Origin of the sequence: Nitrosospira briensis C-128, from assembly GCF_000619905.2 — a bacterium.
GTDB classification, from domain to species: Bacteria; Pseudomonadota; Gammaproteobacteria; order Burkholderiales; family Nitrosomonadaceae; genus Nitrosospira; species Nitrosospira briensis.
This window is the reverse complement of record NZ_CP012371.1, coordinates 1,577,068-1,601,626: the sequence shown is the minus strand read 5'-3', so window position 1 is coordinate 1,601,626 and position 24,559 is coordinate 1,577,068. Positions and strand designations below refer to the sequence as shown.

At 53.1% G+C, this 24,559-nt stretch carries 25 protein-coding genes, 1 tRNA gene and 1 riboswitch; of the genes, 13 read left to right on the top strand and 13 right to left on the bottom strand.

Translation table 11 applies throughout. The features are described from left to right. Positions 1 to 10: 10 nt before the first annotated feature. Positions 11 to 205, bottom strand: coding sequence for a twin transmembrane helix small protein (locus tag F822_RS07205; RefSeq protein ID WP_025042156.1), 195 nt, complete (start codon positions 203 to 205; stop codon positions 11 to 13). A gap of 60 nt (positions 206 to 265) precedes the next feature. Between F822_RS07205 and F822_RS07200 the strand changes: the two genes are divergently transcribed. The 4 genes from F822_RS07200 (at position 266) to F822_RS07185 (ending at position 3,233) form a co-directional block, all read left to right on the top strand. Then, entirely contained in the window at positions 266 to 988 is a 723-nt protein-coding gene (locus F822_RS07200; protein WP_025042155.1) for an SURF1 family protein, read from the top strand. Beyond that, positions 957 to 1,562, top strand: coding sequence for an SCO family protein (locus F822_RS07195; RefSeq protein WP_025042154.1), 606 nt, complete (start codon positions 957 to 959; stop codon positions 1,560 to 1,562). The genes F822_RS07200 and F822_RS07195 overlap by 32 nt, the downstream gene beginning before the upstream one ends. Positions 1,563 to 1,705: 143 nt before the next feature. Then, on the top strand, positions 1,706 to 2,602 hold the full coding sequence (gene cyoE / locus F822_RS07190) for a heme o synthase (protein WP_025042153.1): 897 nt from the start codon (positions 1,706 to 1,708) through the stop codon (positions 2,600 to 2,602). A gap of 7 nt (positions 2,603 to 2,609) precedes the next feature. Further along, positions 2,610 to 3,233, top strand: a complete 624-nt coding sequence (locus F822_RS07185; RefSeq protein ID WP_025042152.1) for an SCO family protein — start codon at positions 2,610 to 2,612, stop codon at positions 3,231 to 3,233. Between the two features lie 86 nt (positions 3,234 to 3,319). Here F822_RS07185 and F822_RS07180 read toward each other — a convergent pair whose 3' ends face one another. The 3 genes from F822_RS07180 to F822_RS07170 all read right to left on the bottom strand — a co-directional run bounded on the left by F822_RS07180 (position 3,320) and on the right by F822_RS07170 (position 5,801). Continuing rightward, positions 3,320 to 4,687 (bottom strand): FAD-binding oxidoreductase, encoded by a 1,368-nt coding sequence (locus F822_RS07180; RefSeq protein ID WP_025042151.1) that lies wholly within the window; start codon positions 4,685 to 4,687, stop codon positions 3,320 to 3,322. Between the two features lie 85 nt (positions 4,688 to 4,772). After that, positions 4,773 to 5,354, bottom strand: a complete 582-nt coding sequence (locus F822_RS07175; RefSeq protein ID WP_025042150.1) for a BON domain-containing protein — start codon at positions 5,352 to 5,354, stop codon at positions 4,773 to 4,775. A 108-nt stretch (positions 5,355 to 5,462) separates the two neighbouring features. Continuing rightward, positions 5,463 to 5,801, bottom strand: coding sequence for a YraN family protein (locus F822_RS07170; protein WP_025042149.1), 339 nt, complete (start codon positions 5,799 to 5,801; stop codon positions 5,463 to 5,465). Between the two features lie 107 nt (positions 5,802 to 5,908). On the opposite strand from F822_RS07170, the gene rsmI reads away from it, so the two are divergent. The 3 genes from rsmI to sixA all read left to right on the top strand — a co-directional run bounded on the left by rsmI (position 5,909) and on the right by sixA (position 8,032). Continuing rightward, positions 5,909 to 6,784 carry a 16S rRNA (cytidine(1402)-2'-O)-methyltransferase gene (gene rsmI, locus F822_RS07165; RefSeq protein ID WP_025042148.1) on the top strand — a complete coding sequence of 292 codons (876 nt, stop codon included), beginning with the start codon at positions 5,909 to 5,911 and terminating at the stop codon, positions 6,782 to 6,784. Positions 6,785 to 7,074: 290 nt separating this feature from the next. Then, positions 7,075 to 7,314 (top strand): thioredoxin family protein, encoded by a 240-nt coding sequence (locus tag F822_RS07160; protein WP_025042147.1) that lies wholly within the window; start codon positions 7,075 to 7,077, stop codon positions 7,312 to 7,314. Positions 7,315 to 7,579: 265 nt separating this feature from the next. Next, positions 7,580 to 8,032, top strand: coding sequence for a phosphohistidine phosphatase SixA (gene sixA / locus F822_RS07155; RefSeq protein WP_025042146.1), 453 nt, complete (start codon positions 7,580 to 7,582; stop codon positions 8,030 to 8,032). Between the two features lie 81 nt (positions 8,033 to 8,113). Here sixA and F822_RS07150 read toward each other — a convergent pair whose 3' ends face one another. Further along, positions 8,114 to 8,344: a hypothetical protein gene (locus F822_RS07150; RefSeq protein WP_025042145.1), complete on the bottom strand. Its 231-nt coding sequence runs from the start codon at positions 8,342 to 8,344 to the stop codon at positions 8,114 to 8,116. Between the two features lie 224 nt (positions 8,345 to 8,568). On the opposite strand from F822_RS07150, the gene F822_RS07145 reads away from it, so the two are divergent. After that, positions 8,569 to 10,452 carry a potassium transporter Kup gene (locus F822_RS07145; RefSeq protein ID WP_025042144.1) on the top strand — a complete coding sequence of 628 codons (1,884 nt, stop codon included), beginning with the start codon at positions 8,569 to 8,571 and terminating at the stop codon, positions 10,450 to 10,452. A gap of 74 nt (positions 10,453 to 10,526) precedes the next feature. Here F822_RS07145 and F822_RS07140 read toward each other — a convergent pair. After that, positions 10,527 to 10,603 (bottom strand) — tRNA-Arg (locus tag F822_RS07140). A gap of 192 nt (positions 10,604 to 10,795) precedes the next feature. Here F822_RS07140 and F822_RS07135 point away from each other — a divergent pair. Then, the gene (locus F822_RS07135) at positions 10,796 to 11,377 is read left to right on the top strand and encodes a c-type cytochrome (RefSeq protein ID WP_025042143.1); all 582 of its coding nucleotides are present in this window, start codon (positions 10,796 to 10,798) and stop codon (positions 11,375 to 11,377) included. 125 nt (positions 11,378 to 11,502) lie between these two features. Further along, positions 11,503 to 12,330, top strand: coding sequence for a symmetrical bis(5'-nucleosyl)-tetraphosphatase (locus tag F822_RS07130; RefSeq protein ID WP_025042142.1), 828 nt, complete (start codon positions 11,503 to 11,505; stop codon positions 12,328 to 12,330). Here the strand turns inward: F822_RS07130 and F822_RS07125 are convergent. The 7 genes from F822_RS07125 to gcvT form a co-directional block, all read right to left on the bottom strand. Then, complete coding sequence (locus tag F822_RS07125; RefSeq protein ID WP_025042141.1) at positions 12,257 to 13,060, bottom strand: lysophospholipid acyltransferase family protein; 804 nt, start codon at positions 13,058 to 13,060, stop codon at positions 12,257 to 12,259. The genes F822_RS07130 and F822_RS07125 overlap by 74 nt on opposite strands. Positions 13,061 to 13,143: 83 nt before the next feature. Then, positions 13,144 to 14,079, bottom strand: a complete 936-nt coding sequence (locus F822_RS07120) for a carbohydrate kinase family protein (protein ID WP_025042140.1) — start codon at positions 14,077 to 14,079, stop codon at positions 13,144 to 13,146. A 430-nt stretch (positions 14,080 to 14,509) separates the two neighbouring features. Beyond that, complete coding sequence (gcvPB, locus tag F822_RS07115; RefSeq protein WP_025042139.1) at positions 14,510 to 15,964, bottom strand: aminomethyl-transferring glycine dehydrogenase subunit GcvPB; 1,455 nt, start codon at positions 15,962 to 15,964, stop codon at positions 14,510 to 14,512. Positions 15,965 to 16,051: 87 nt separating this feature from the next. Further along, the gene (tpx, locus tag F822_RS07110) at positions 16,052 to 16,546 is read right to left on the bottom strand and encodes a thiol peroxidase (RefSeq protein WP_025042138.1); all 495 of its coding nucleotides are present in this window, start codon (positions 16,544 to 16,546) and stop codon (positions 16,052 to 16,054) included. Positions 16,547 to 16,605: 59 nt separating this feature from the next. Continuing rightward, positions 16,606 to 17,964: an aminomethyl-transferring glycine dehydrogenase subunit GcvPA gene (gcvPA, locus tag F822_RS07105; RefSeq protein ID WP_025042137.1), complete on the bottom strand. Its 1,359-nt coding sequence runs from the start codon at positions 17,962 to 17,964 to the stop codon at positions 16,606 to 16,608. A gap of 60 nt (positions 17,965 to 18,024) precedes the next feature. After that, positions 18,025 to 18,414, bottom strand: a complete 390-nt coding sequence (gene gcvH / locus F822_RS07100; RefSeq protein ID WP_025042136.1) for a glycine cleavage system protein GcvH — start codon at positions 18,412 to 18,414, stop codon at positions 18,025 to 18,027. Positions 18,415 to 18,457: 43 nt separating this feature from the next. Next, positions 18,458 to 19,573, bottom strand: a complete 1,116-nt coding sequence (gene gcvT / locus F822_RS07095) for a glycine cleavage system aminomethyltransferase GcvT (protein WP_036576815.1) — start codon at positions 19,571 to 19,573, stop codon at positions 18,458 to 18,460. Between the two features lie 9 nt (positions 19,574 to 19,582). Further along, a riboswitch (glycine riboswitch) is annotated at positions 19,583 to 19,691 on the bottom strand. Between the two features lie 735 nt (positions 19,692 to 20,426). On the opposite strand from gcvT, the gene F822_RS07090 reads away from it, so the two are divergent. From F822_RS07090 to gshB, 3 genes are all read left to right on the top strand, one after another. Continuing rightward, positions 20,427 to 22,031, top strand: coding sequence for an AAA family ATPase (locus F822_RS07090; RefSeq protein WP_025042134.1), 1,605 nt, complete (start codon positions 20,427 to 20,429; stop codon positions 22,029 to 22,031). 130 nt (positions 22,032 to 22,161) lie between these two features. Continuing rightward, complete coding sequence (gshA, locus tag F822_RS07085; RefSeq protein WP_025042133.1) at positions 22,162 to 23,457, top strand: glutamate--cysteine ligase; 1,296 nt, start codon at positions 22,162 to 22,164, stop codon at positions 23,455 to 23,457. 121 nt (positions 23,458 to 23,578) lie between these two features. Further along, a complete protein-coding gene (gshB, locus tag F822_RS07080; RefSeq protein WP_025042132.1) occupies positions 23,579 to 24,529 on the top strand; it encodes a glutathione synthase in 951 nt (316 codons plus the stop codon). Positions 24,530 to 24,559 lie beyond the last annotated feature (30 nt).

The window sequence follows — 24,559 nt, the reverse complement described above, 5'->3', positions numbered from 1 at the left end:
CCGCTGGGTATTAATGACTCAGCGGTATGAATCCCAAATAGGTCCCCAGCATGAGCATGGCAAACAGAAAAACTGATAGCCCAACGCGCAGAGTCAAGGACTTAACCGCACGTATGCCGTTTCCTTTATCCTTGATTACGTAATATAGCGCGGACGCCAGACTGCCGAGGATAAAGAGGAGAAATAGAACGACAACGATTTTCAAGGTCAGTCCTGTAGTTATTGGGTCTGAGAACAAGTTTAGCCGAGTTCTGCATACTATCCAATGACTATTTTAGGCTGGCGATTCACGCCGCAATTGTGGTCAACAGTGGCAGCCACAGCCGGTATAGTAATCTTCATACAACTCGGCAATTGGCAACTTTCCCGTGCCGACGAAAAGGAATCGCGGCAGGAACGACTTGATCTTCTTTCGAAAGAACCTGCTGTAGCGGTACCCGAAATTCCGGTCAGGGTCGAAGATTTTCAGTACCGTCAGGTCGAGGTACGAGGCGAGTATGTGCCGGCACACACGATTTACCTCGACAATAAGATATTTCAGGGAATGGCTGGTTACCAGGTAATCACCCCGCTGAGGATAGGTAAAAGCTCAATGCACGTTCTGGTGAACCGGGGTTGGGCGCCAGCAAATCGGGACCGTAGTAAATTGCCAGAGGTGCCTGCACCAAATGGCGAGGTGGTTGTCTCAGGATTAGCAACGATAGCGTCACAAAAAACACTGGAACTGTCAACGGAAGTTGTATCGGGTAAAGTGTGGGAAAATCTTGACCTTGAGCGTTATCGGCGCGCTACAGGATTGACGTTGCAGCCGGTGATGATATTGCAAAAAGACGATGTGAAGGATGGGTTGGTGCGTCAGTGGGTGCGGCCTGATTCGGGTGCCGCCAAGAATCTCGGATATGCGCTTCAGTGGTTTGCCATGGCGCTGGCTGTACTGATTATTTATTTGGTGTTAAGTGTCAAACGAAATCGCCCCAAAGAAAAATAGACGGACGCTGATCTTACTGCTGCTAACGTTTTGCGCGCCCATTATTGCTTCTTATGCATTATTTTTCTCAAGCGTACGGCCTGACAGTGTTAACTATGGTGAACTACTCGAAGTTAAGTCCCTGACAGGGAGCGCTTTAAATCAAACTGACCAGACGATTTTTCGCATGCGTCAAGTTCGTGGCAAATGGGCGTTAGTATCAGTTGACTCAGGAAAATGTGACGAGCGATGTCACAAAAAATTATATTACATGCGTCAGGTGCGCCTGGTGCAGAATGCCGAACGGGATCGAATCGAGCGGTTATGGCTGATCGATGATAATGAAATCCCTTCACCGGAACTCGCAGGTGAGTTTGAAGGCACCCTGTTTATTAATGCGAAGGATAGCGACCTGCTCAAAGCCATCCCCGCGAAGGCTTCCCAGCACGACCATATTTACCTTGTCGATCCTATAGGAAATCTTATAATGCGTTTTCCGAAAGACGTGGATCCTACAAAGATGTCGAAGGACATCAAGCGACTGCTCAAGGTTTCCCAATTGGAACATGCGATGGGAACGGACAAGCGCCACTGAACCGATATTCGCCGGCGCCGCCGGAACATTGAAACGAAAGTCGAGGTCATTGCAACAGTTGACAAATTCTCGCGATTGCAGCGATCCCTTGAAGTCGGTAAGTGCAGGTATAGTGCCTGCGCCTGAATTAGGAGATGAACATTATGTCTACTACGAGTATTGCCTGGCAACAGACCGCCTCACGTATGCAACACTTTTATCGGTTAGCGAAGCCGAGGGTTGTATCACTGATCGTCTTTACTGCGGTTATCGGCATGTTTCTCGCGGTACCCGGCGCTGTGCCGCTAAACGCGCTGATATTTGGTACGCTGGGAATTGCGCTTGTAGCCGGCGCGGCTGCGGCAGTCAATTGCCTGGTTGAGCAAAAGATCGATGCGATAATGAATCGTACACGTGGCAGGCCATTGCCGCAGGGAACGGTTACCTCGCCCGAAACCTTGTTCTTTATTGCGCTGGTCGGCGGGGCCGGATTACTCATGCTTCACCAGCTGGTGAATCCGCTAACCATGTGGCTCACGTTGGGGACGTTTGTCGGATACGCGATCATATATACCGTCATACTGAAGCCCAACACACCGCAGAATATCGTCATCGGCGGCGCTTCCGGCGCTATGCCGCCCGTGCTCGGCTGGGCGGCGGTGACGGGAGAAGTGTCCTCGGATGCGCTGCTTCTGTTTCTCATCATCTTCGCCTGGACGCCGCCCCACTTCTGGGCGCTGGCGCTGTACCGCAAGCTTGAGTATGCAAAGGTGGGAATGCCGATGCTCCCGGTTACTCATGGCGATAAGTTCACGCGCCTGCATGTCCTGCTATACACGCTGATACTCATCGCAGTCACGTTGATGCCTTATGCTACACAAATGAGCGGGCTCATCTATATCACCGGTGCTTTGGTGCTGGATGCGGTATTTCTGTACTACGCAGTAAAAATATACCTCGATTATAGCGATCAGCTTGCGCGCCGGGCATTCCGCTATTCGATCTGGTATCTGGCCGCGCTGTTTACGGTACTGCTGGTGGATCATTACATCCGGTTATAGCAGGCGTGTGAAACATAGGCAATTCCATTCGAGCACACTATGGCCAGCGGCGGCAACGCTTCTGGCCGCGCTCCTGCTTATAGCCTGCAGCGACGGCAATGCACCCAAACCGGCATTTCTCTCAACGGATATCACCAACGCCAACTTCGGTGCGGATTTCGACCTGGTCGACCACACCGGCAAAATGCGTACGCTTGCGGACTTCAAGGGTAAAGCGGTAGTCGTATTTTTTGGCTATACCCATTGCCCCGATGTATGTCCCGCCACGATGGGCAAACTCGCGGCTGCGATGAAAGAGCTCGGTCCCGAGGCTTCACGTGTCCAGGTATTATTCATTACCGTAGACCCTGAACGTGATACTGCAGCGGTGCTCAAGGAATACCTGTCGGCTTTTGATCCGACATTTCTTGGTTTATACGGTGATGAGCGGGCGACAAAAAAGGTTGCAAAAGAATTCAAGGCCATTTATCAAAAGCAGGAGGGAGAATCCCCCGGACATCACACCGTGGATCACTCTACCGGTACCTATATCTATGATACGAAGGGAAAGCTTCGGTTATACGTAAGCAGTGAGAAGGACGCCGATGTTTTCGCTCATGATCTTTCCGAGTTATTGAGAACGACAAGTTAGCATAACTGCAGCAAAAGCTGATTTAGTCCCGGCTCTCCACATCATGGCGGGTCTGGAATAGACTCAGGCTGAGGTAATTCCACGATTCAAGGGAATAGCTTTCCCGGATTCAGTATATTGTTAGGGTCAAACACGCGTTTGATCGCTTTCATCAACGTTATCGTTGGTGCATCGATCTCCTTCCCGACAAACGCGCGTTTTTCGCTGCCCACGCCATGCTCGCCTGAAAGCGTGCCATTGAGCTCGATCACCAGATCGAATATTTCATTCAGGCATTTTTCCGCACGGCTCATCTCATCGGCGCAGTCCGGATTTACGAGCAGATTGACATGAATATTACCATTGCCCGCATGACCAAAATTGACATTGGCAATACGATATCTACCGCTCAGCTGCATCAAACCGTCCAGAAATCGAGGTAGTGCCGAAACCGGTACAACCACATCCTCATTAATCTTCTTGGGTGCGATATCGCGTAGCAATGGAGACAACGTTTTTCGCGCCAGCCATAAACTTGCGGCATCCACTGTTTCATCCGCATGGATGAGTCCCTCGCTGCGGCATGCGGAAAGGATCGCCGCACGCGATTCCGAAATATATTGCTCGGACCCATCCATTTCAATCATCAGCATCGCATTGGCGTCCAGCGGCAGCATCTCGGGGAATCGGCCACGTATCAGGTTGAGTGAGCCGGCATCCAGGAACTCAAGTGCGCTAGGCGTCTGCGGCAGCGCCATAACCCGGACTATTGCTGCGGCACAGCTCGCAAGGTCCCGGTAATGCACAGTGAGGCCGCCATACGCTTGAGGGAGCGGAGTAAGCTTGAGTGTTGCTTCCGTAATAACGGCCAGCGTACCCTCCGAGCCTATTAAAAGTCGTGTGAGGTCATAACCCACCACGCCTTTGGTGGTATAGCAACCCGTCCGGATTATCTCTCCCGCGCCCGTAACTGCCTTGAGCCCCAAAACGTGATCACGTGTCGTTCCATATTTGACGGCGTGTGGCCCCCCCGCGGAGGTCGCCAGATTTCCCCCTATGCTTGAGTAGCCCGCACTGGACGGATCAGGCGGCCAGAAGTAGCCATGAGGCCTCGCCGCTTCCTGGATCGACTGATTGATAACGCCGGGTTCCGCCACAATCACACGATTGGCGGGATCGATGTTGACAATGCGTAGCATCCGCTCCAGGGATAACGCCACCCCGCCCTGCTCAGGAAGACTTCCGCCCGAGGTACCTGTGCCGCGTCCGCGCGGCGTTAGCGGAACCTTGAAGTCGTTACAAAGCGCCACTACCGCCTGCACTTCGGCGGTGGTAACCGGAAATACCACTGCATCCGGTGGAAAAATCTTTCGCGTGTTGTCATACGCATAGGCATAGCAATCCACCGGGTCCGTATATATCCGATCCGGTGGAAGCAGACTGACAAGTTTGGCGACAAAACTAGGCGTAATCACAATGGGTCTCTTATTACCCGTCAGCTCCGCATTTCCAGCTTAAAAAAGCACAAGTATCTTGGCTCGGCCAACCTTTCCAAAAAGTTTAATCCAGGTATTCGAAAACTTTCACAACCTTCCGGACACCACTTGTAGATCGTGCAATGTCCACCGCACTGTCTGCCTCCTTGGCCTTTACCAGGCCCAGCAGATAAACCACAGCATTTTCAGTAACGACTTTAACGTGATTGACCTGAAACTCCCCGCCATCCAGAAAACGTGCCTTGACCTTGGATGTGAGCAACGCATCATTGCTGCGGGAACCGAATGAACTCACCTCACCTACCGCTATCTCATTGGTGACTTTCCGTACGTTCTCAACACCCGTCACCAGTTTCCCAATCTCTTTCTTCAATCCATCGGTCGGCGCCTCGCCTGTAAGCAGCACGTTACGATTGAAGCTGGTGACGTTGACATTAACATCTCTGCCCATCTTCTCGCTGATCCGCCGGCCGCCCTTAAACTCGATCCCCTCATCTTCCACGAACATGCCACTGGTGCGCCGGTCCTGGGATACCGCCGCGCCGGCGCCAACACCCGACACCACGCCGGCCGCCACCAGCACTGCACAGCCTGAAAGGAAGGGAAACAACAATATCAGCAACCACTTCAAATTCCGATTAAGCATTCATACCCCTAACAAAAATAAATAACCGCATCAGCATCATGCGGCGCGGTTCCAGCAATTTTATAATCCAAACGAGCACAAGCCGTTTCCATCACGCATGGTATGCTGCTATTCTCCAAAAGCGTTCCTGATCCATTCAACCTCCTTACCGTCACGGCCCGACAATAATACCGCATCGAAACGGCACGACGGCTCGAACTTCAGGGCAGCGAGATAGTGGCGCGCCGCACATAGCAATTTTTTTTGCTTCACAAAAGTTATGCTGCCTGCCGCGCCACCGAAGGCTGGACCTGTACGCATACGCACCTCGACGAACACCAATGTCGTACCATCTTGCATGATGAGATCAATTTCGCCAAAGCGGCAACGGTAATTCCTTTGGAGCAAAACGAGATCATGGCGCCGAAGAAACGCTTCCGCATAGCGCTCCGCCTCGTTCCCATTCAATTTGAATGCCCCATAAATGCACCGCGCAGTTATCCAGATACCGATAAAGATATATTTTACAATACCCCGCATCCCAGCAATCGCCAAACACCGCCAAACACCGCCAAATGCAATCAAAGGAATTACCCGCGCCGGGCACGTTATATATAGTGGCTACACCGATAGGAAACCTGCGCGACATCACCCTGCGCGCGCTGGATATACTTTCGGCAGTGGATGTGATTGCCGCAGAGGATACCCGCACCACCGCTAATTTATTGAGGCATTATTCGATAAATAGAAAGATGATGGCCTTGCATCGCCACAATGAAAACGCCACGGTAGAAAAGGTCGTCAATTTGTTGTCGCGCGGCCAAGCAGTGGCGCTCGTTACCGATGCAGGCACCCCGGGAATATCCGACCCCGGGGCAATTCTCGTTAAGTTGGTGCGGGAACAGGGATATAAAGTAGTCCCGATCCCTGGCCCCAGCGCGGCAGTGTGCGCTCTCTCGGCAGCAGGAATCACCACGGCCCAGTTTCTATTTTATGGTTTTCTCCCCGCCAGCGGTGGGCAGCGGCGGCGGGAGCTGGAAGCGTTGAAATTACAGTCATACACCATCATATTCTACGAGGCGCCCCACCGCATTCTCGAGTGTCTGACCGACTTGGCCAAGGTGCTGGGCGACCAACGCCGAGTCACGATTGCGAGAGAATTGACAAAATTATTCGAGACCATCCACAGTTGCGAGCTCGGCGACGCTCTGGTCTGGCTCCAGGCTGACACCAATCGTCAAAAGGGCGAGTTCGTACTGCTGGTATCCGGCGCAGAAGCGCCGAACCCGGCGGAATTGACTGAACAGGCCCAACACATACTGAAGCTATTGTTGCGCGACTTGCCGCTAAAGCATGCGGTAACACTATCTGCGGAGATCAGCGGCGAAAGCAAAAATACACTTTATTCGCAGGCTCTTTTACTACAACGGGAGAAAAATCAACCAAAGTAGCCACAGGTGCCCTCCAGTGCCAGTAACCGCGCCCTAGTTGGGCTTATGCGGACACATCAGCGTAAACCAAGGGGGCCAATCAATAATCCGGGTATTTGATCGAGCGTGCGCTACTCGATACCTCATCCGTTCCGGATGTGCCGTCAAGGAGTTAAGGCTGAGCATAATCCTGATGAGGCTGGCGCAAGGTTGGGGCAACGACTATAATACCCGGTCGCATGGTAACATCAACTGGTTCTTGCGAACGTGGGTAGCCCCCACTGACATTTAAATTTTTTGGAGAGTCGACTATGAAAACACCTGCTACCTTTTATCACGCTGGCTGTCCCGTATGTGTCGAAGCCGAGCGGCAGATTGCGGACGCTCTGGACACCGACCGTTACGAGGTTGAACTCGTGAATCTCGGCGAGCAAAAGGATCGTATCGCGGCTGCTGAAGCGGCTGGCGTCAAGTCGGTGCCCGCAATTGTCATCAATGGCGCACCTTTCCACATCAACTTTGGTGCACCGATGTCGGCACTGAAGTCCTAATTGCCGGGAATGGCGGGCGAATTGCTCGCCATTTGCAGGACCTTTTTCCCTTATAAAATAAGATATAACATTACTTCCCGCCGCTCCGCCCGGCCTACATCCTCCACATTTCCCCCTGTCCTGGGCGCCCCCATCTGGCGAACACCGGAATTTTTTAAAAATCAGTAGCGCAGCCGAGCATACGTTGACGGTATAAAGTCGAGTTTTCTTCTATACTGAGAAAATATCATCGGCATTATCATGACCACCAACTGCAGGAGGAACAATGGAACTCATCCTATGGCGCCATGCTGAAGCTGAGGACGGTACTCCGGATAGCGCACGAGAACTGACCGACAAGGGGGTGAAACAAGCGCGTGCGATGGCGGAATGGTTGAAACCAAGGCTACCCAAAAACACGCGGATGATAGTCAGTCCCACTGAGCGAACCCAGCAGACTGCCGCCGCACTTGACGAAGATTTTGAAACCGTCAAAGAGATTGGACCCGCCGCGTCGGCGAAAGCAATTCTTGCAGCCGCTGGTTGGCCTGATGCCAAAGGCGCAGTCGTGGTGGTGGGCCATCAGCCCACGTTAGGGGAAGTCGCAGCCTTACTTATATCCGGCGAACCCGCGGGATGGCCCATGCGGAAGGGTGCGATATGGTGGTTCAGTCACAAAACAAAGGAGGGCGTCGAGGAAACGGCGTTACACGTCAGCATTTCACCCGACATGTTGTGAAATAGTTGTCGGCTGATCTTAAAAAAAAGCTCACACCATTTGCCGATCTTGACCCGGCAGATACTCAACTGTCTGTGGCCATTAATGGTTTTTGATTGGGGCGAGAGGCAACATAAACAGAATCAACAGTACCATGCATGACATGGTTCGCCAACGCCGCTCGTCTCCGATAATGCCGCTGGCAATTTTCAGTACATACACCGTGACGTCAAGCCTGAACCCGCGACTGGCGACGCCTGACAGGTCGCCTGTGTCGGTGCATGCGGCTCGTGTACAATGCATCAACGTGCCGCGGCGGTCAGTGGCGATCATTAAATTATCAAGTTCAGCTAGAACAGCCGAACCGGATATCCGGGTGCGTTAAATTTAGCCCGTCCAAAGGCGTCCAAATTTAATTAACGTGTACCGTATTTTGTACTCGCAAAAATCCCCCTTGAGTTTACGCGGCTTTTTGCTTACATACGACTTCCCACCCACTGCTTTTTTCTCATCCGGTGACCGTGCATTCCGGTGCACCGATCAAGACTAGCCAAAATATGGAACCAAAAAAAACCGTTGGCCACCAATCCCTGGGTTTGCTGAGCCTGGCTGCGCTCGGCGTCGTTTATGGGGATATCGGCACCAGTCCCCTATACGTCATGAAGACTGTTTTTGACCCTGTCCACGGACTCGCGGTCAACGAAGGCAATGTAATCGGCGTCATTTCGCTCATTTTCTGGACGCTCATGATTGTGGTCTCGCTCAAGTACATCACATTGATCCTGCGGGCGGACAATCATGGGGAGGGCGGCATCATGGCGCTGCTATCGTTAGCGAGCTCCTCGGTCGCGGGTCGTCCGCGGCTGCGCAATTTCCTGTTTCCCATTGGCGCGTTCGGTGCCGCGCTATTCTTCGGCGATGGCGTCATTACCCCGGCTATCTCGGTATTGAGCGCCGTGGAAGGACTGGAGGTCGCGACCCCCCTTCTCAAACCCTACGTACTTCCCATAACGTTGATTGTGCTGATCGCGCTTTTTTTGCTGCAGCAGCGTGGCACAGGAGGCATCGGTACCCTATTCGGACCAGTGACGCTCATATGGTTCGCTACCCTGGGACTGGCCGGCCTGGCCAACATCGCTGTTGCGCCACAGATATTGGCAGCGTTTAATCCCATTCATGCCGTCGCTTTTTGCCTCAACAATGGCTGGCTGGCGTTTATTGCTTTCGGCGCCGTGGTGCTGGCGGTAACGGGCGGAGAGGCCCTCTATGCCGATATGGGACACTTTGGACCAAAACCGATACGTCTGGCATGGTATGGATGCGTTCTTCCCGCACTCATACTAAACTATCTCGGCCAGGGAGCACTTGTGCTCTCAAATCCGCTGGCAATCGCCAATCCTTTTTTCCTGCTTTTCCCCTCCTGGGCTCTCTACCCCGCAGTAGGACTGGCTACCGCAGCGACAGTGATTGCATCGCAAGCCGTTATTTCCGGGGTCTTTTCGGTGACCAGACAGGCGATACAGCTGGGATTCCTGCCGCGCATGCAGATCAAGCATACTTCGGATCGAACGATCGGCCAGATCTATATTCCCTTCGTCAATTGGATGCTGCTGGCAGCCGTGATCATGGCGGTACTCGGGTTTGGCTCGTCATCCAGTCTTGCGTCCGCCTACGGTGTCGCCGTGACCGCTACCATGGTAATTGAAACCATACTTACTTTTTTCGTACTTCGTTATGCTTGGAATTACCCGTGGCTGCTATGCGTTCTGGCGACCGGATTCTTCCTGACGATCGATACGGTATTTTTTGCCGCCACCATTCTCAAAATCGCTCAAGGGGGGTGGTTTCCACTCGCAATTGGAGCAGTTATCTATTTTGTCATGGTTACGTGGAATCGCGGGCGTCACATTCTGCTTGAGCACTTGCGCTCGGCTGCAATACCGCTCATGCCGTTCCTCGAGTCACTGACTGCGCACCCGCCGGTGCGCGTTGCAGGGACGTCGGTTTTTTTGACGGCTGATCCGGATGGGGTGCCACACGCGCTATTGCATAACCTTGCGCATAATCAGGTCTTGCATGAGCGCGTAGTGTTTCTGACTGTAACGTATATCGAAACTCCCTGGGTTCCAGCAGACGAGCGAATATCGGTAACGCCACTAGTGGAAAACTGCTACCAGATTACCGTTCGATACGGCTTCAAGGATGAACCCAATCTGCCGTATGCGCTCGAATTATGTGAACCCCATGGGCTCGTGTTCGAACAGCTTAAAACGTCGTTTTTTCTTAGTCGCGATATCGTGGTACCCAGCCCCGGGGCCGGGATGGCAATGTGGCGGGAGCGTGTTTTTGCAACCATGGCGCGCAACGCCAGCAATGCGGCCGAATATTTCAAGCTCCCTGCAAATCGTGTTCTTGAACTGGGCGCGCGGGTTGAGATATGACGGGTTTCAGAATGACTAACTCAGCAACCAGCGTGCACGGAGCCGGAAGAAGAAACGCAGGATGGTTCCAGGAATGGCGCGCCCAACACGATTCGAACGTGTGACCCCCGCCTTCGGAGGGCGGTACTCTATCCAGCTGAGCTATGGGCGCTAATATAGATAAGCTTATCGCTGAAAGAATCTCTGATAGACCCCATCTTTGATAGTGACATGCTTCACGAAGAACTAATCCAAGACCTGGGCGATAGAATAGCTTTTTTTAAACCCTACGTCCAACGTAACAAATCACTTTTTGCTTCGGTAGGCATGAACCTATACAATAATCACTTTACTTGGAGTTATCGTGAGCGCCGCTGAAGACGAAGAAGAGCATTCCTCGATTATCAAAACACCAAAACAATTGATGGTGGTCGTTCTGGCCGCTTTCGTGTTTCCTGTTCTGATTATTTGGCTACTGGGGAAATATGTTACCGGAGATATTCCGATAGACCAAAACAGCCCTGTTTTTTCAAATGAAGTGGTGGCGCAACGCTTGAAACCGGTGGGCGAACTGGTGCTTGCAAGTGACCCTTCGCAGCCTGGAGTGCAATCTGGAGAAGGAACTGGCGAACCGGCGAGTGCGGTAGCTGCTACTCCTCCGGCAGTGGATGCGGTAGCTGCTCCAGTAGCGGATGCAGGAGGCCCGGATAAAATAAAGGCAATCTATACTGCCAGCTGCGCTGCGTGTCACACCACCGGCGCGGCGGGCGCACCCAAGCTTGGCGATAACTCCGCATGGGCTCTCCGCATCAAGGCTGGCAACGAGGCGCTCTACGACAGCGCACTCAAGGGCAAAAATGCGATGCCTCCAAAAGGCGGAAATGCCAGTCTCTCCGATGCCGACGTGAAAGCAGTAGTCGATTACATGGTGAGTCAGTCCAAGTGAATCTCTGAGCAATTTGCGAGTTAATAAGATAAGGGGCGATAGATAAGTGCATATCGCCCTTTATTTTTTGTGAAGAATGCCCGCGTACGTGTATTTGATCTGCCGGGATTATTGATTCCGTAAATATGGCCACGTTCGCAATCGGTGATTTACAGGGTTGTTATCAGGAGTTTCGGGATCTCCTCGAACTGGTTCGTTTTGACCCTGCAGAGGACAAGCTGTGGCTGGTAGGGGATATTGTCAATCGGGGTCCGGATTCTCTGGCTATATTGCGCTTTGTCAGAGGGTTAAAAGACGCGGCAATAATGGTCCTGGGCAATCATGATCTCCATCTACTCATGGTGGCCGAAGAATGCGTCAAACTGCATCGGAACGACACACTGAACGATATTCTCGGTGCGCCTGACAGGGATGAGCTGCTCCACTGGCTGCGGCAACAGAAGTTGCTGCATGTGGAGGGTAGTTACGTCATGGTACACGCGGGTTTATTGCCTTCCTGGAGCGTCGCACAGGCCTCGCTCCTCGCGAAAATAGTGGAAACTGCGCTGCGCAGTCCGGATTTCCACGCGCTTTGCCGCAATATGTATGGGAACCAGCCAGACCATTGGGACGGCAGCTTCGAAGGTTATGAGCGCCTGCGAGTCATTATCAATGCCATGACACGCATGCGTGTATGCACAGCGGACGGAAAAATGGATTTCGGCTACAAGGGTGTGATACAGGACATTCCGGCCGGTTATCTGCCGTGGTTTGATATCCCAAATCGCGCCAGCCAAGAGGCAACCATCATCTGTGGACATTGGTCGGCGCTGGGGCTGCAAATCAGGGACAATTTGATAGCGTTGGATACGGGTTGCCTCTGGGGCGGAAGCCTTACCGCTATTCGCCTTGAGGATCGGCGGATTTTTCAGGTGCCTTGTGCGGCAGGGGAAGGGATAAGGCATCTGCAATAGCCTGTTCCGCACCTCGCGCGAGTTCTCGTCGGTTTTTCCCACCACTGTCGATCGGGTCGGCAAAGATCAGTTCCAAGTCAATCCACGGTTGCCTTAACATCTGCCGTAACGATTCCAACAGTGAGATTTTGACGTATGGCACTGCCCTGCTGATTTCCCCTGCTGTGTCCGTATAACGTATCGCCACTGGATAAACCAGGGCTGCAACCATGATTGCGGGCTGCAACAGCGATGCATGAAAATGTCGAAGCAAAGTACCATCGCTGGTAGTGCCTTCGGGGAATACCGCAACCCGATCGCCAATTGTCAATGCATCCCCGATATGTTCATTTATCCGGGCAGTATCGCGGCGTTTTGTGCGTTCAATGAACAATGTGCCCACGTTACGGCTCAACCAGCCGAATAGGGGCCAGTCACGAATTTCAGCTTTGGCTACGAAACGTGCGGGACATACAGCGATGAGAGCATGCACGTCCACCCAGGAAACATGATTCGCCGCCAACATCACGCGTTGCGTTTCGGCGCCAGGGGGGGTGCCACGACAGCGCAATCGGATACAAAGGATCGCGAGCAATCCAGCGCACCAATTTTGCGCCATACGTCTTTGTGACGACTGACCAAGATGTGGGTAAATCGCGGATTGGACCAGACCCGAAACGATATGCAACAACAGGCGGACGGAGCGAAAAACCTGTATCAACCGGCTATTGGTATTGATTTCGTTTTTCATGTCATTATTATTGCATCAATAATGACATGTGCCTCAGTAGCAGCGCCAGGTACTTTTTTCAGTCGGTTTCATTGCGCCTTCCGTTATAGAATGCGGCTACCGAAAATTTCAAAATATCGCTGATCTATTTCATCCCGGGTGAAGCTGTGATTCTGGCCACCGCGTTGGGCAATTTTCAACGCGCCCATCAGTGAACTGAGTTGCCCGGTGCTCTGCCAATCCAATCCATTGGTAATTCCGTAAAGCAGGCCAGCGCGAAAAGCGTCACCGCATCCGGTGGGATCCACCAGTTTATCCGCCTTGACGCTCGGAATATCGATTTGTTGACCATCAGAATAAATTACCGACCCTTCACCGCCTTTTGTGACAATAAGTCCCTTTACCAATTTTGCCAGCGCTTCCAGCGTACATCCGGTACGCTCACGCAGCAATTGGCCCTCGTAGTCATTAACGGCTACGTAATCCGCTTTGTGGACAAAATCCAGGAGCTCTTCACCGTTGAACATGGGTAATCCCTGGCCCGGATCGAACATGAATGGAATGCCGGCTTCGTGAAATTCACGTGCGTGCTGCATCATGCCTTCCCGGCCATCCGGGGCAACGATGCCCAGGCTTGCAGATTTCGCGTCCGCTACGTGATTTTCATGAGAAAAATTCATCGCACCTGGATGAAAAGCGGTTATCTGGTTATCCGCCAGATCGGTTGTAATGAATGCTTGCGCGGTAAATATACCCGGAACGCGGCGTATATGAGTTTGCACAAGATCCAGGCTCGTCAACCGGTATGCATACGGCTGATAGTCATCCCCAACGGTCGCCATAATGAGTGGCTTGCCACCTATCATTTTCAGGTTGTAGGCGATATTCCCTGCACAGCCGCCGAATTCCCTGCGCATATCCGGCACCAGAAAAGCCACATTCAGAATATGAATTTTCTCGGGCAGGATATGGTTCTTGAAATGATCGTTAAACACCATGATGGTGTCGTAGGCAATAGAACCGCAAATGAGTGTATTCATGGGCCTGGGGGTAGTGAGAGTTTGCGTGCTTCAGGTCGGAATGACCATTCAACCTAAATCCGGTAGTTGACCGCTTATTTTATTTAATAGATCAGCGTTATGATTAACAGCAATATTTCATATTATTTGACGCTCACCTTTCGGGTGAGGTCGCTACGAGGTGAATTGCACAGTTTTTGCGGCACATGGCTGCGTTGCAACTTCTTGGAATGGAACGGCGCCCCGAAGCGGCGCCTGAGGGGCCCCGCGTAGCGCAGGGGATGCCGCGATCGCGTTCCACACGCAAGTGGGCGCCCGCATCCCGCTTCAGGGTCGCACCTTCCTGCGGAAGGCACTGCTCCGCCCTGCGCGGTCGCATTCCGCGTCGTTGCGCCTTGCCCTGCACCTCAAAAACCGTACACTTCCCCCCGTCCAACTACCGGATTTAGGTTCAAGCACTGTGCTGTTTCCATACCAGATCCAGCTCCCGTGCGGCCTTTACATCGTCCAGCCTGCGCACGGGAGTTGTATGAGGCGCATTTTTTACCAAATCCGGCTGAGCGTGGGCTTCTTCCAGGATTTCCTTCATGGCTGCAACAAATGCATCGAGCGTTTCCTTGGATTCGGTTTCAGCCGGTTCGATCAGCATGCATTCCGGCACCAGGAGCGGAAAGTAGATGGTAGGGGCATGGTAACCCTTGTCCAGCAGTCGCTTGGCCACGTTCATCGCGGTTACGCCTGTGTTTTCCTTCAGGTCTTTCAATGTGACGATAAACTCATGGCTGGCTCGGCGGTTCGGATAGGCAATCTCGAAACCTGCCTTGCTCAGTTCCGCCATCAGGTAATTAGCATTGAGTGCAGCGAACTCAGCCACGCGATGCATTCCTTCCGCGCCGAGCAGACGCACGTAGATATAGGCCCGGAGCAATACGCCCGCGTTGCCCATGTGAGCCGAAAGCCTGCCGATGGATTGCGGTATCTCCTTTTCCGTGAGCCAGCGATAAAGTCCATTCTCGAGTGCTACCACCGGTACGGGCATGAACGGCAATAGTCGAGGAGCAACGCCGACGGGCGCTGATCCTGGGCCGCCGCCGCCGTGGGGCGTTGAAAAAGTCTTGTGCAAGTTGATGTGAATGACGTCGAAACCCATATCGCCGGGCTTCACCTTGCCGAGTATGGCGTTCAGGTTTGCGCCATCGTAATATAGCAAGCCACCCACCTGGTGGACGATTTTGCTCATCTCAGCCACGTTTTTTTCGAACACGCCAAGCGTCGAAGGGTTGGTCAGCATCAATCCAGCCGTTTGCGGACCTACCGCTGCCTTCAGCGCGTCCATGTCCACGTCGCCGTCTTTGTCAGTGGGTATTTCCACCACCTTATAGCCGCACATGACCGCCGTGGCGGGGTTGGTCCCGTGCGCCGCATCGGGAACGATGATTTCAGTGCGGGCGGAATCGCCGCGCGACTCATGATAAGCGCGAATCATCGATATCCCGATCAATTCGCCCTGTGCCCCCGCCATCGGCGTAAGACATACTCCCGCCATGCCGGTTACATCTTTCAGGATTTCCTGAAGCTCGTACATGCAGGCAAGAAATCCCTGACCGGTACTTTCCGGCGCCCGCGGATGCCGCGCCAGAAATTGAGTCAGCATCGCAAGCGAGTTGCATGCTCGAGGGTTATATTTCATCGTACAGGAGCCAAGCGGATAGAACTGCGTGTCTATCGAGAAATTCTTTTGCGACAAGCGGGTGTAGTGACGTACGGCATCCATTTCAGACACTTCCGGCAGCAGCGGCGGCGCTTTACGCAACAAGTTTTCCGGGATGCCGGCTATCTCCGCGCTTATTGCCGGGGATTGGGAATAATTGCGCCGACCGGGGCGTGAGTGTTCAAATATCAACATAGTGAAATCCGATTCTTTACAGTAAATACTTATTGAAAGGGGGGCCCGCCAATACGGGCTGCCTCATCGTATCGTTGGTGTCCGGGTCTATTGCAGAGCAGCCAGGGCTGCGTCGTAGTTGGGCTCATCCTTGATTTCAGGCACGAGCTCGGCATGAATCACTTTATCGTTCTCATCCAGCACCACGACGGCGCGGGCAGTGACCCCAGCCAGGGGACTATCGGTAATCGCCACGCCGTAATTTTTCATGAATTCGGAACCGCGCATGGTCGAAAGCGTTACCACTTTGTCCAACCCTTCTATATCGCAGAAGCGGCTCATTGCAAAAGGCAGGTCGGCAGCAATTATCAGCACCGCTGTATTGGCCATATTACTGGCCTTTTCATTGAACTTGCGCGTCGACATGGCACAGACCGGGGTATCCAGGCTGGGAACAATGTTGAGTACTTTTTTCTTGCCGGCAAAATCAGCTAGCGTCACATCCTTCAGATCCTTGTTTACCAGCGAGAACGCCGGTGCCTTTTCACCGATTTTCGGAAAATTACCTTCAACTTTAATCGGATTGCCGGCTAACGTAACCATATTGTTGCTCCTTGTGTGAGGGCGATATCGCTTCGCGTGGTTGAGAATCAACTGACAAGTTACAAATTATCGATGGCGTGCATCAACTTCTCGGTATAGTTTTCCAGATCAGCAGATGTCTTGGTCTCCGTGGCGCATACGAGCATCGCACTGCCAAGCTCCGGGTAATATTCGTCCAGATTCAGCCCGCCCAATATTCTCTGGTTTTTTAGCGCCTGCAGTACATCCTTGGCTGGCGCGGGTAGGGAAACTACTGTTTCGTGAAATAACGGCCCACTGAAAATTCTTTTAACGCCCTTGCAGCTCTCCAGTTTTTCCAGCAATGCCAGCGTATTCGCATGGGACTGCGCGGCAATGCGCCGCAACCCTTCCGGCCCCGTCAGGGATAGGTAAATAGTGGCCGCGGTGACCATCAATCCCTGATTGGTGCATATATTCGATGTGGCCTTGGAGCGCCGGATATGCTGTTCACGTGCCTGCAGCGTCAGCACAAAACCGGTCTTGCCATCCAGGTCCGTCGTGCGTCCGATAATGCGTCCCGGCATTTGGCGTACCAACGCCTGCTTGCAGGCCATGAAGCCGAAGTAGGGTCCGCCGCTCGAAAGTGGAATGCCCAATGGCTGGCCTTCACCCACTGCGACATCAGCGCCCTTCTCGCCCCACTCGCCGGGGGGCGTGAGTATGGCGAGCGCCATGGGATTGACCACGGCAATAGCCAATGCATTTTTGCTGTGCGCCCAATCGGTGAGGGCATCGACCTCTTCGAGCACGCCAAAAAAATTGGGCTGGGGAATGACCAGCGCGGCAAATTCTTCCTTGCCGAACTCATCCAGCGTTTCAACCAGTACTTGACCGGTTTGCTTGCAGTAAGGTAGCTCAACAACGTCGATACCCTGGTTTTTGACGATGGCCCGCACCACGCTGCGATAAACGGGATGAACGGTTGTCGGTATCAGAATACGACGTGAGGATTTGTGAGAGCGTACCGCCATCAATGCCGCTTCCGCCAGCGCGGAGGCGCCGTCGTACATGCTTGCATTGGACACATCCATACCTGTCAGCGACGCCATTATCGTCTGGTATTCGTAGAGCAATTGCAGTGAGCCCTGGCTGGCTTCAGCCTGATAAGGGGTATAAGAGGAGTAGAACTCACCGCGAGTGGTTATCTGCCATACAGCGGCCGGGATATGGTGTTCATAGGCGCCGGCGCCTATGAAATTGAGATACCGTCCATCCATCTCGGCCCGTTCCAGCATCAGCCGTGATATTTCCATTTCGCTCAAGCCGGGGGGCACGCGTTTCAGGCTGCCGGTTTTGAGGGAGGCCGGAATTTCATCGAACAGGTCGTCAATGGCGTTTGCGCCGATGCTCGCAAGCATCGCATTTATATCTTCTTCAGTATGGGGAATGAACGGCATATTTTTTCCGCGAAATCATTGAGTGAACGGTAAACCTGGTAAATAACCTCGAGTCATTTATCAGTCGCCCTCGGCTTCGAGTAGTTTCTGATACGCTGCATAATCAAGCAGATTATTCAGGTCGCCGGTATTTTCCGGCTTCAGCTTGAAGAGCCAGGCCGAGTAAGCGTCCTGATTTATCTTCTCGGGAGCCGATTCAAGCTCGGGGTTGACAGCGGTCACCTCTCCTGCGATGGGCGCATACACGTCAGCCGCCGCCTTTACCGACTCGACAACGGCACACTCTTCTCCCCGCTTGAGTTTGCGACCCACGTTCGGCGTTTCCACGAAGACCATGTCGCCCAGTAACTCCTGAGCGTGCTGGGTAATGCCGATGGTTACCGTGCCATCATCTTCGAGCCTCACCCATTCGTGGGATTTGGTGTACTTCAGATTGTTTTGGGTATTCATGTCTTCACTCCAGAATTAAATGACAACCGCGTTGCCGCCAATATCAAACCAGGATCTTGCCATTTCGCACGAACGGGTATTTCACTACCTTCGCTCTCAGCATCTTGTCCCGCACCACGACTTGCACTTCATCTCCGGCAGATACGCTTAAAGGCAGGCGTGCCAATGCGATGGATTGATCAAGCGTGGGGGAAAAGCCGCCACTGGTAATTTCACCTTCATTCTGATCGGGGCGAGTTATCACCCGCTGGTGACTGCGCAATACGCCACGATCCAATAATATCAAACCGATGAGCTGCTGTTTTACCGGCTTTTCCAGAAGTGCCTGCTTACCGATAAAGTTACGGTCGCTTTTCAACTCAACCGTCCAGCCCAACCCTGATTCCAGCGGATTGGTCGTATCATCCATATCCTGGCCGTAAAGGTTCATGCCCGCTTCAAGCCGTAACGTGTCGCGCGCACCTAATCCCGCCGGTGTCACGCCCGCAGCATGGAGCGCATTCCAGAATTCTACGGCATCAACCGCAGGTAGCATGATTTCAAAGCCGTCCTCGCCAGTGTAGCCGGTACGGGCGATAAAATATTTATCAAAAAAAGTTGCCTGGAACAGCTTCAGGTTTTCCGTTTCCGCCTGAGATCCCGCGATGACTTGCCAAACCCTGGCACGGGCTTCAGGCCCCTGTACCGCAATCATGGCGAGGTCACGGCGCGGAATAATTTCAAGTCCGGGCGCGATCTCATCACGCCGCGCCAGCATCCATGCCAGATCCTTGTCGGCAGTGCCGGCATTGACGACCAGGCGGAAATGCGATTCCGTCAGAAAATAAATGATGAGATCATCTATTACTCCACCCTCGGGATTCAGCATGCAGGAATAGAGTGCTTTGCCGGACTGCGTCAGTTTGTCCACATTGTTGGCGACCAGCTGCCGCAGGAAATCACGTGTGGTCTCACCCTTGATATCAAGGGCCAGCATATGAGATACGTCGAACATGCCCGCGCCACTGCGCACCCGGTGATGTTCGTCAAGCTGGGAGCCATAATGCAGGGGCATATCCCAGCCGCCAAAATCGACCATCTTGGCGTTCATATCGCGGTGAGTTTGATTAAGGGAAGTTGCTTTCACAGATCGATACCTCAAAAAAAAGGGTGAAGTCATGTCATATGACTTCACCCCTCTGTCCTTTTTACCTGAGAGATTACGGAATATTTGTTTCTCTACTCCGTCTGCCCCTTCGGTGGCCAACTCAATGCCGGCGCTCTCCAGATTGCCTTTTCGCAAGCGGTTCTCAGGGATCAGGATCAACCTGCTCCACGCCTGGGCGATTCCGGGGGGTTGCGCCTTCGGCGGCGACGATGAAACCGGCGCACTCTTCCGCTTGGATATAAATAAACGGCAGACTCGAACTATACTCCAGCAGTTGGGATCAAGACAAGGCATATCACATGGCGGAACTGTTCTGGTCTGTAATTCTAAATAAGCGAATCAATGTGTTTTGACTTTAAAATGGTATCTTATTCAAGCCCGGCAGCGATTAACTTCAACCTAAATCCGGTAGTTGGGCGGGGTGAAGTGTGCTGTTTTTGGGGTGCAGGGCAAGGCGCAACGACGCGGAATGCGACCGCGCAGGGCGGAGCAGTGCCTTCCGCAGGAAGGTGCGACCCCGAAGCGGGATGCGGGCGCCCCCTTGCGTGTGGAACGCGATCGCGGCATCCCCTGCGCTGCCCGATCCCCGCTGTGCGGGGCCCCTCGGGCGACGCTCCCGGGCGCCGTTCCATTCCAAGAAGTTGCAACGCAGCCATGTGCCGCAAAAACTGTGCAATTCATCCCGTAGCGCTCTCACCCGGAAGGTGAGCGTCCAATAATATGAAATATTGTTATTAATCATAATACTGATCTATAAAATGAGCGGTCAACTACCGGATTTAGGTTCAAACCTTTGTGCTGCTTATATCCGGACGAGGAAGCGATTTGTCCATGATAGCGGGGCTTTCTGAATGTGAGGATAAAAATGTATCCTGGCCACATTGGGTTTTCTGAGCAACCCTTTGCCGATTCATCGGTCACCGATTTTTTTTACGAAGGAGCCAATCGGGGCGCGACCCTGGATGCGCTCTTTTATGTGCTTACCCATGGTGAGGGGGCGGAGGGTGTCATTCAGGTCATCGGCGAGGCCGGCAGTGGTAAAACCACGCTATGCCGATCGTTGATAAAACGATTGCCTGCACAAATGCAGGCGGTTTATCTCGCCAAGCCGGATTTTTCGCGAGAGGAATTTCTCCATTCGATCAGGGATGAGTTGAATGCCGGAGTCGCTGAAAGCACCGCTACCGTTGCGCAGACCCCTGTTGCGATAGAAGAACTGCAACGTGCATTGTCCGAGAAACACGCCGCTGGTGGACAGGTCGTGTTACTCGTGGATGATGCGCATACCCTGTCTGCGGACGCGCTTGAAGAGGCACTGGCGCTGCACGACCTGGAATCGTCCCGTCACAAGTTGCTTCAAATCGTCCTGTTTGGTCAGGTCGAACTTGAAAACAGGTTGGCTTTGCCACAGATGCGCAAGCTTAAGGATCGCGTCACTCATCACTTTGCCTTGCAGCCTTTCAATACCAAAGCCGTGGAAGAATATCTGATGGGACGCGTGCATGCGGGGGACCATCGCGACCCCGACGTCTTTTCGGCTAAGGCGTTAAAATTGATTTCAAGGGCTTCCGGTGGACTCGTTTGCCAGTTGGACATTCTGGCGGATAAGTCCCTGCTGGCGGCATCCATCGCCGGAACTCGTGAAGTAGAAGCACATCATGTTGAAGCAGCCATCGAGGATCTGGGAATCAAGCGCGGCTCCAGCGGGGGAAGCCAGCGAAATTGGCGGATTTTTCTGGGCTACTGCACAGTCGATGCGATCGCCATATTTTTCACGGTCGCTGTCGTAATGCTGGGCGTGCTGGGCTGGCAGGATATTCACTCCCCCTCACCGGAGATTACCTCGCTTGTTGCTTCGATGCCGCTTGAACCAAAAACGCCAGTGCCTGTTTCAATTCCCACACCCGGTCCCGTATATTCCACAAATTCCACAGTGACCACAGCAGTTCCTCCCAGTATTCCCCCTTCAGTTTCAGCGACTGCAACAGTGTCTTCCGGCATTTCCCCTTCAGTTCCGGCAGTTGTCTCTAACCCTGCACCCCCCGAGGCTACAGCAGGGATAGCATCTTCCGCAGAGAGTAAGCCCGCGGCTGAGATCGGGCAGCGCAGCACGACCAGAACGCATATTGCCGGTGTTGAGCTGGCGGGAAATGCATTGCTGGAGCAGCGAATTGAAGCGACAACCAACACCATGCGCAAGACGGATAAGAATTTCTATACGATCCAGTTATTCGCCACCGACAATATACAACCCGACCGTATGGAACGATTTCTGATACGTGCCCGGAGTCAGGTTGATTTATCCGATCTCTATGTGCATCCGGTAAGTAACGGGAACCAGGCTAAATTTATCGTCACATATGGCATTTATCCCAGCCGTGACGAAGCTGACGCGGCAGTGGCAGGACTTCCAGAGAAATATCAAAGCTCGTTTCAGCCGGCCTTGTATGCCTTGAGCGAGCTCCACTGATCCTCGTGTTCGTATGGAAATTCCCAATGGCCCGTTTTCAATATCCGCGGCGCGGCCGTTTCCGATAGCAACGGGCGCGGTAATACCTGATGCTACAATGGTAATTGTCCGCTAAACATCAATCTTACTCATGCCCGCCCCCTATCTTGCCACTGCCTTGACCGGCCCGATCCTTGATCTGGAGACAGGCATCATCAATGCCATGCCCGCCATCGAGCACTGGTTGAGCAATGCATGGCAGAAGCATACAGTGCCGTTTTATTGCTCCGTGGATTTACGCAACAGCGGGTTCAAGCTGGCACCGGTGGATACCAACTTATTCCCCGGCGGTTTCAACAATCTCAACCCCGAATTTTTGCCGTTGTGCGTACAGGCAATGATGGCGGCGGTTGAGAAAATATGTACCGGCGCGCGCAGCGTGCTGCTGATCCCGGAAAACCACACGCGCAATATTTTTTACCTGCAAAACCTGGCAGTTTTACAAGCTATCCTGCGCCATGCCGGCATCGATATTCGCATTGGTACCTTGTTACCGGAGATTACTGCGGCCACCGTGATCAACTTGCCCGATGGCGGCAAGCTTACGCTGGAACCGGTCCAGCGCAGAGGGGATCGCTTATCGATAGAAGGCTTTGACCCGTGTGCCGTGCTTCTCAACAACGATCTCTCGACAGGCATACCGGCAATTCTGCAAAATCTCGAGCAGACTGTCGCTCCACCCCTTCGCGCGGGATGGGCGACCCGACGCAAGTCTCAGCATTTCACAGCTTACGACAACGTGGCGCGAGAATTCGCCGACCTGATCGGCATCGACCCGTGGCTCATCAATCCCTATTTTGCCGCTTGTGGCAAAATCAATTTTCGTGAAAAGAAAGGTGAAGACTGCGTCGCAAATACCGTGGACGAGATCCTGAGCGATATTCGGGAAAAATATGCTCAATATGGCGTCAAGGAAGACCCGTTCGTCATTGTCAAGGCCGATGCCGGCACTTATGGCATGGGCATCATGACCGTGAAGGATGGCGCCGAAGTCCGCGCGCTTAACCGCAAGCAGCGCAACAAGATGGCGGTCGTGAAAGAGGGTCTGCAAGTGACGGAAGTTATGGTGCAGGAAGGCGTATACACGTTCGAGAGCATTAATGAAGCGGTAGCCGAGCCTGTAATATATATGATCGACCGTTACGTGGTGGGCGGATTCTACCGAGTCCACACCAGCCGTGGAATCGATGAGAACCTCAACGCTCCAGGTATGCAGTTCGTGCCGCTAGCCTTTGAGGATACCTGTCTCATGCCAGATCGTGAAGCCCGGCCAGGCTGCAGCCCTAACCGATTTTATGCTTATGGCGTGATCGCGCGCCTTGCGTTGCTCGCGGCAGCGCAAGAGTTGGAAAAAAGCGAAGGGCGAACCGAGGCCTTTGTCGCTTAGTGTGGCGCAATAACTTCTTCTTCAACTATTTCATCAGAACACTGAGCATGCAGGCGCATCTTGGAAAAATCGGTTCGCTTTTTCATGCTGCCAGCTAGCGTAACCGAGGGGTTCATAATTCATGAAAATAGCCTTCATTCTCGACCACCTCGATTCAATAAAAACATATAAAGACTCGAGCTTTGCCATGATGCGCGAAGCGGTTTTCCGCGGCCATGACCTGTTTGCCCTGCAGCAGGGCGATCTGGTCTGGAAAGGCGGCGAGACAATAGGACTGGCGCGAGCCCTGGAATTAACGAACGAGACTGATAAAGGACGTCCGTGGTATCGGACGGATGAACCCAAAGAAACGCTGCTGCAGGAATTTGACGCCGTACTGATGCGCAAGGACCCGCCGTTTGACATGGAGTATGTTTATAGTACCTATCTGCTGGAGTTGGCTGAAGACCACGGCGCTCATGTCATCAATAGCGCACGAGCAGTGCGGGACCATAATGAGAAGCTCGCGATAGCGAAGTTTCCCGAATACACCGTGCCTACGCTGGTGACAAGGCAGGAACACCTGATTCGCGATTTTCTTGCTGAACACCGCGATATCATCCTCAAGCCACTGGACGGCATGGGCGGTGCGGGCGTGTTTCGCATTCACAGCGCCGATCATAATATAGGCGTCATAATAGAAACCTTGACGCATTACGGTATACGCACGATCATGGCTCAGCGTTACATCCCCGAAATCACCCAGGGAGACAAGCGTATTCTGCTGATAGCGGGAGAGCCGGTGCCCTACACACTCGCGCGCATTCCCAAGCCGGGCGAGACCCGCGGCAATCTTACTGCAGGCGCCAAGGGCTTGGCGCAGCCGCTTACGAGGCGCGATCGGGAAATTGCTGAAGCATTGGGTCCGGCGTTACATGATAAAGGCTTGATGCTTGTCGGGCTAGACGTAATCGGTGATTATCTTACCGAAATTAACGTCACCAGTCCGACAGGGATGGCGGAAATTACTGATCAGACCGGCTTCAACGTAGCAGGGATGATGTTGGATGCGATTGAAAAAATGTTCGATTGAAAAAATGTTCAACTGATGTATTCATCTCCA

Coding starts and splice junctions, on each gene's coding strand:
- F822_RS07200 (WP_025042155.1), top strand. CDS start 266: ATGACTATTTTAGGCTGGCGATTCACGCCGCAATTGTGGTCAACAGTG.
- cyoE (WP_025042153.1), top strand. CDS start 1,706: ATGTCTACTACGAGTATTGCCTGGCAACAGACCGCCTCACGTATGCAA.
- F822_RS07175 (WP_025042150.1), bottom strand. CDS start 5,354: ATGCTTAATCGGAATTTGAAGTGGTTGCTGATATTGTTGTTTCCCTTC.
- rsmI (WP_025042148.1), top strand. CDS start 5,909: ATGCAATCAAAGGAATTACCCGCGCCGGGCACGTTATATATAGTGGCT.
- F822_RS07160 (WP_025042147.1), top strand. CDS start 7,075: ATGAAAACACCTGCTACCTTTTATCACGCTGGCTGTCCCGTATGTGTC.
- sixA (WP_025042146.1), top strand. CDS start 7,580: ATGGAACTCATCCTATGGCGCCATGCTGAAGCTGAGGACGGTACTCCG.
- F822_RS07150 (WP_025042145.1), bottom strand. CDS start 8,344: ATGATCGCCACTGACCGCCGCGGCACGTTGATGCATTGTACACGAGCC.
- F822_RS07145 (WP_025042144.1), top strand. CDS start 8,569: ATGGAACCAAAAAAAACCGTTGGCCACCAATCCCTGGGTTTGCTGAGC.
- F822_RS07130 (WP_025042142.1), top strand. CDS start 11,503: ATGGCCACGTTCGCAATCGGTGATTTACAGGGTTGTTATCAGGAGTTT.
- F822_RS07125 (WP_025042141.1), bottom strand. CDS start 13,060: ATGAAAAACGAAATCAATACCAATAGCCGGTTGATACAGGTTTTTCGC.
- F822_RS07120 (WP_025042140.1), bottom strand. CDS start 14,079: ATGAATACACTCATTTGCGGTTCTATTGCCTACGACACCATCATGGTG.
- gcvPB (WP_025042139.1), bottom strand. CDS start 15,964: ATGTTGATATTTGAACACTCACGCCCCGGTCGGCGCAATTATTCCCAA.
- tpx (WP_025042138.1), bottom strand. CDS start 16,546: ATGGTTACGTTAGCCGGCAATCCGATTAAAGTTGAAGGTAATTTTCCG.
- gcvPA (WP_025042137.1), bottom strand. CDS start 17,964: ATGCCGTTCATTCCCCATACTGAAGAAGATATAAATGCGATGCTTGCG.
- gcvH (WP_025042136.1), bottom strand. CDS start 18,414: ATGAATACCCAAAACAATCTGAAGTACACCAAATCCCACGAATGGGTG.
- gcvT (WP_036576815.1), bottom strand. CDS start 19,573: ATGACTTCACCCTTTTTTTTGAGGTATCGATCTGTGAAAGCAACTTCC.
- F822_RS07090 (WP_025042134.1), top strand. CDS start 20,427: ATGTATCCTGGCCACATTGGGTTTTCTGAGCAACCCTTTGCCGATTCA.
- gshA (WP_025042133.1), top strand. CDS start 22,162: ATGCCCGCCCCCTATCTTGCCACTGCCTTGACCGGCCCGATCCTTGAT.
- gshB (WP_025042132.1), top strand. CDS start 23,579: ATGAAAATAGCCTTCATTCTCGACCACCTCGATTCAATAAAAACATAT.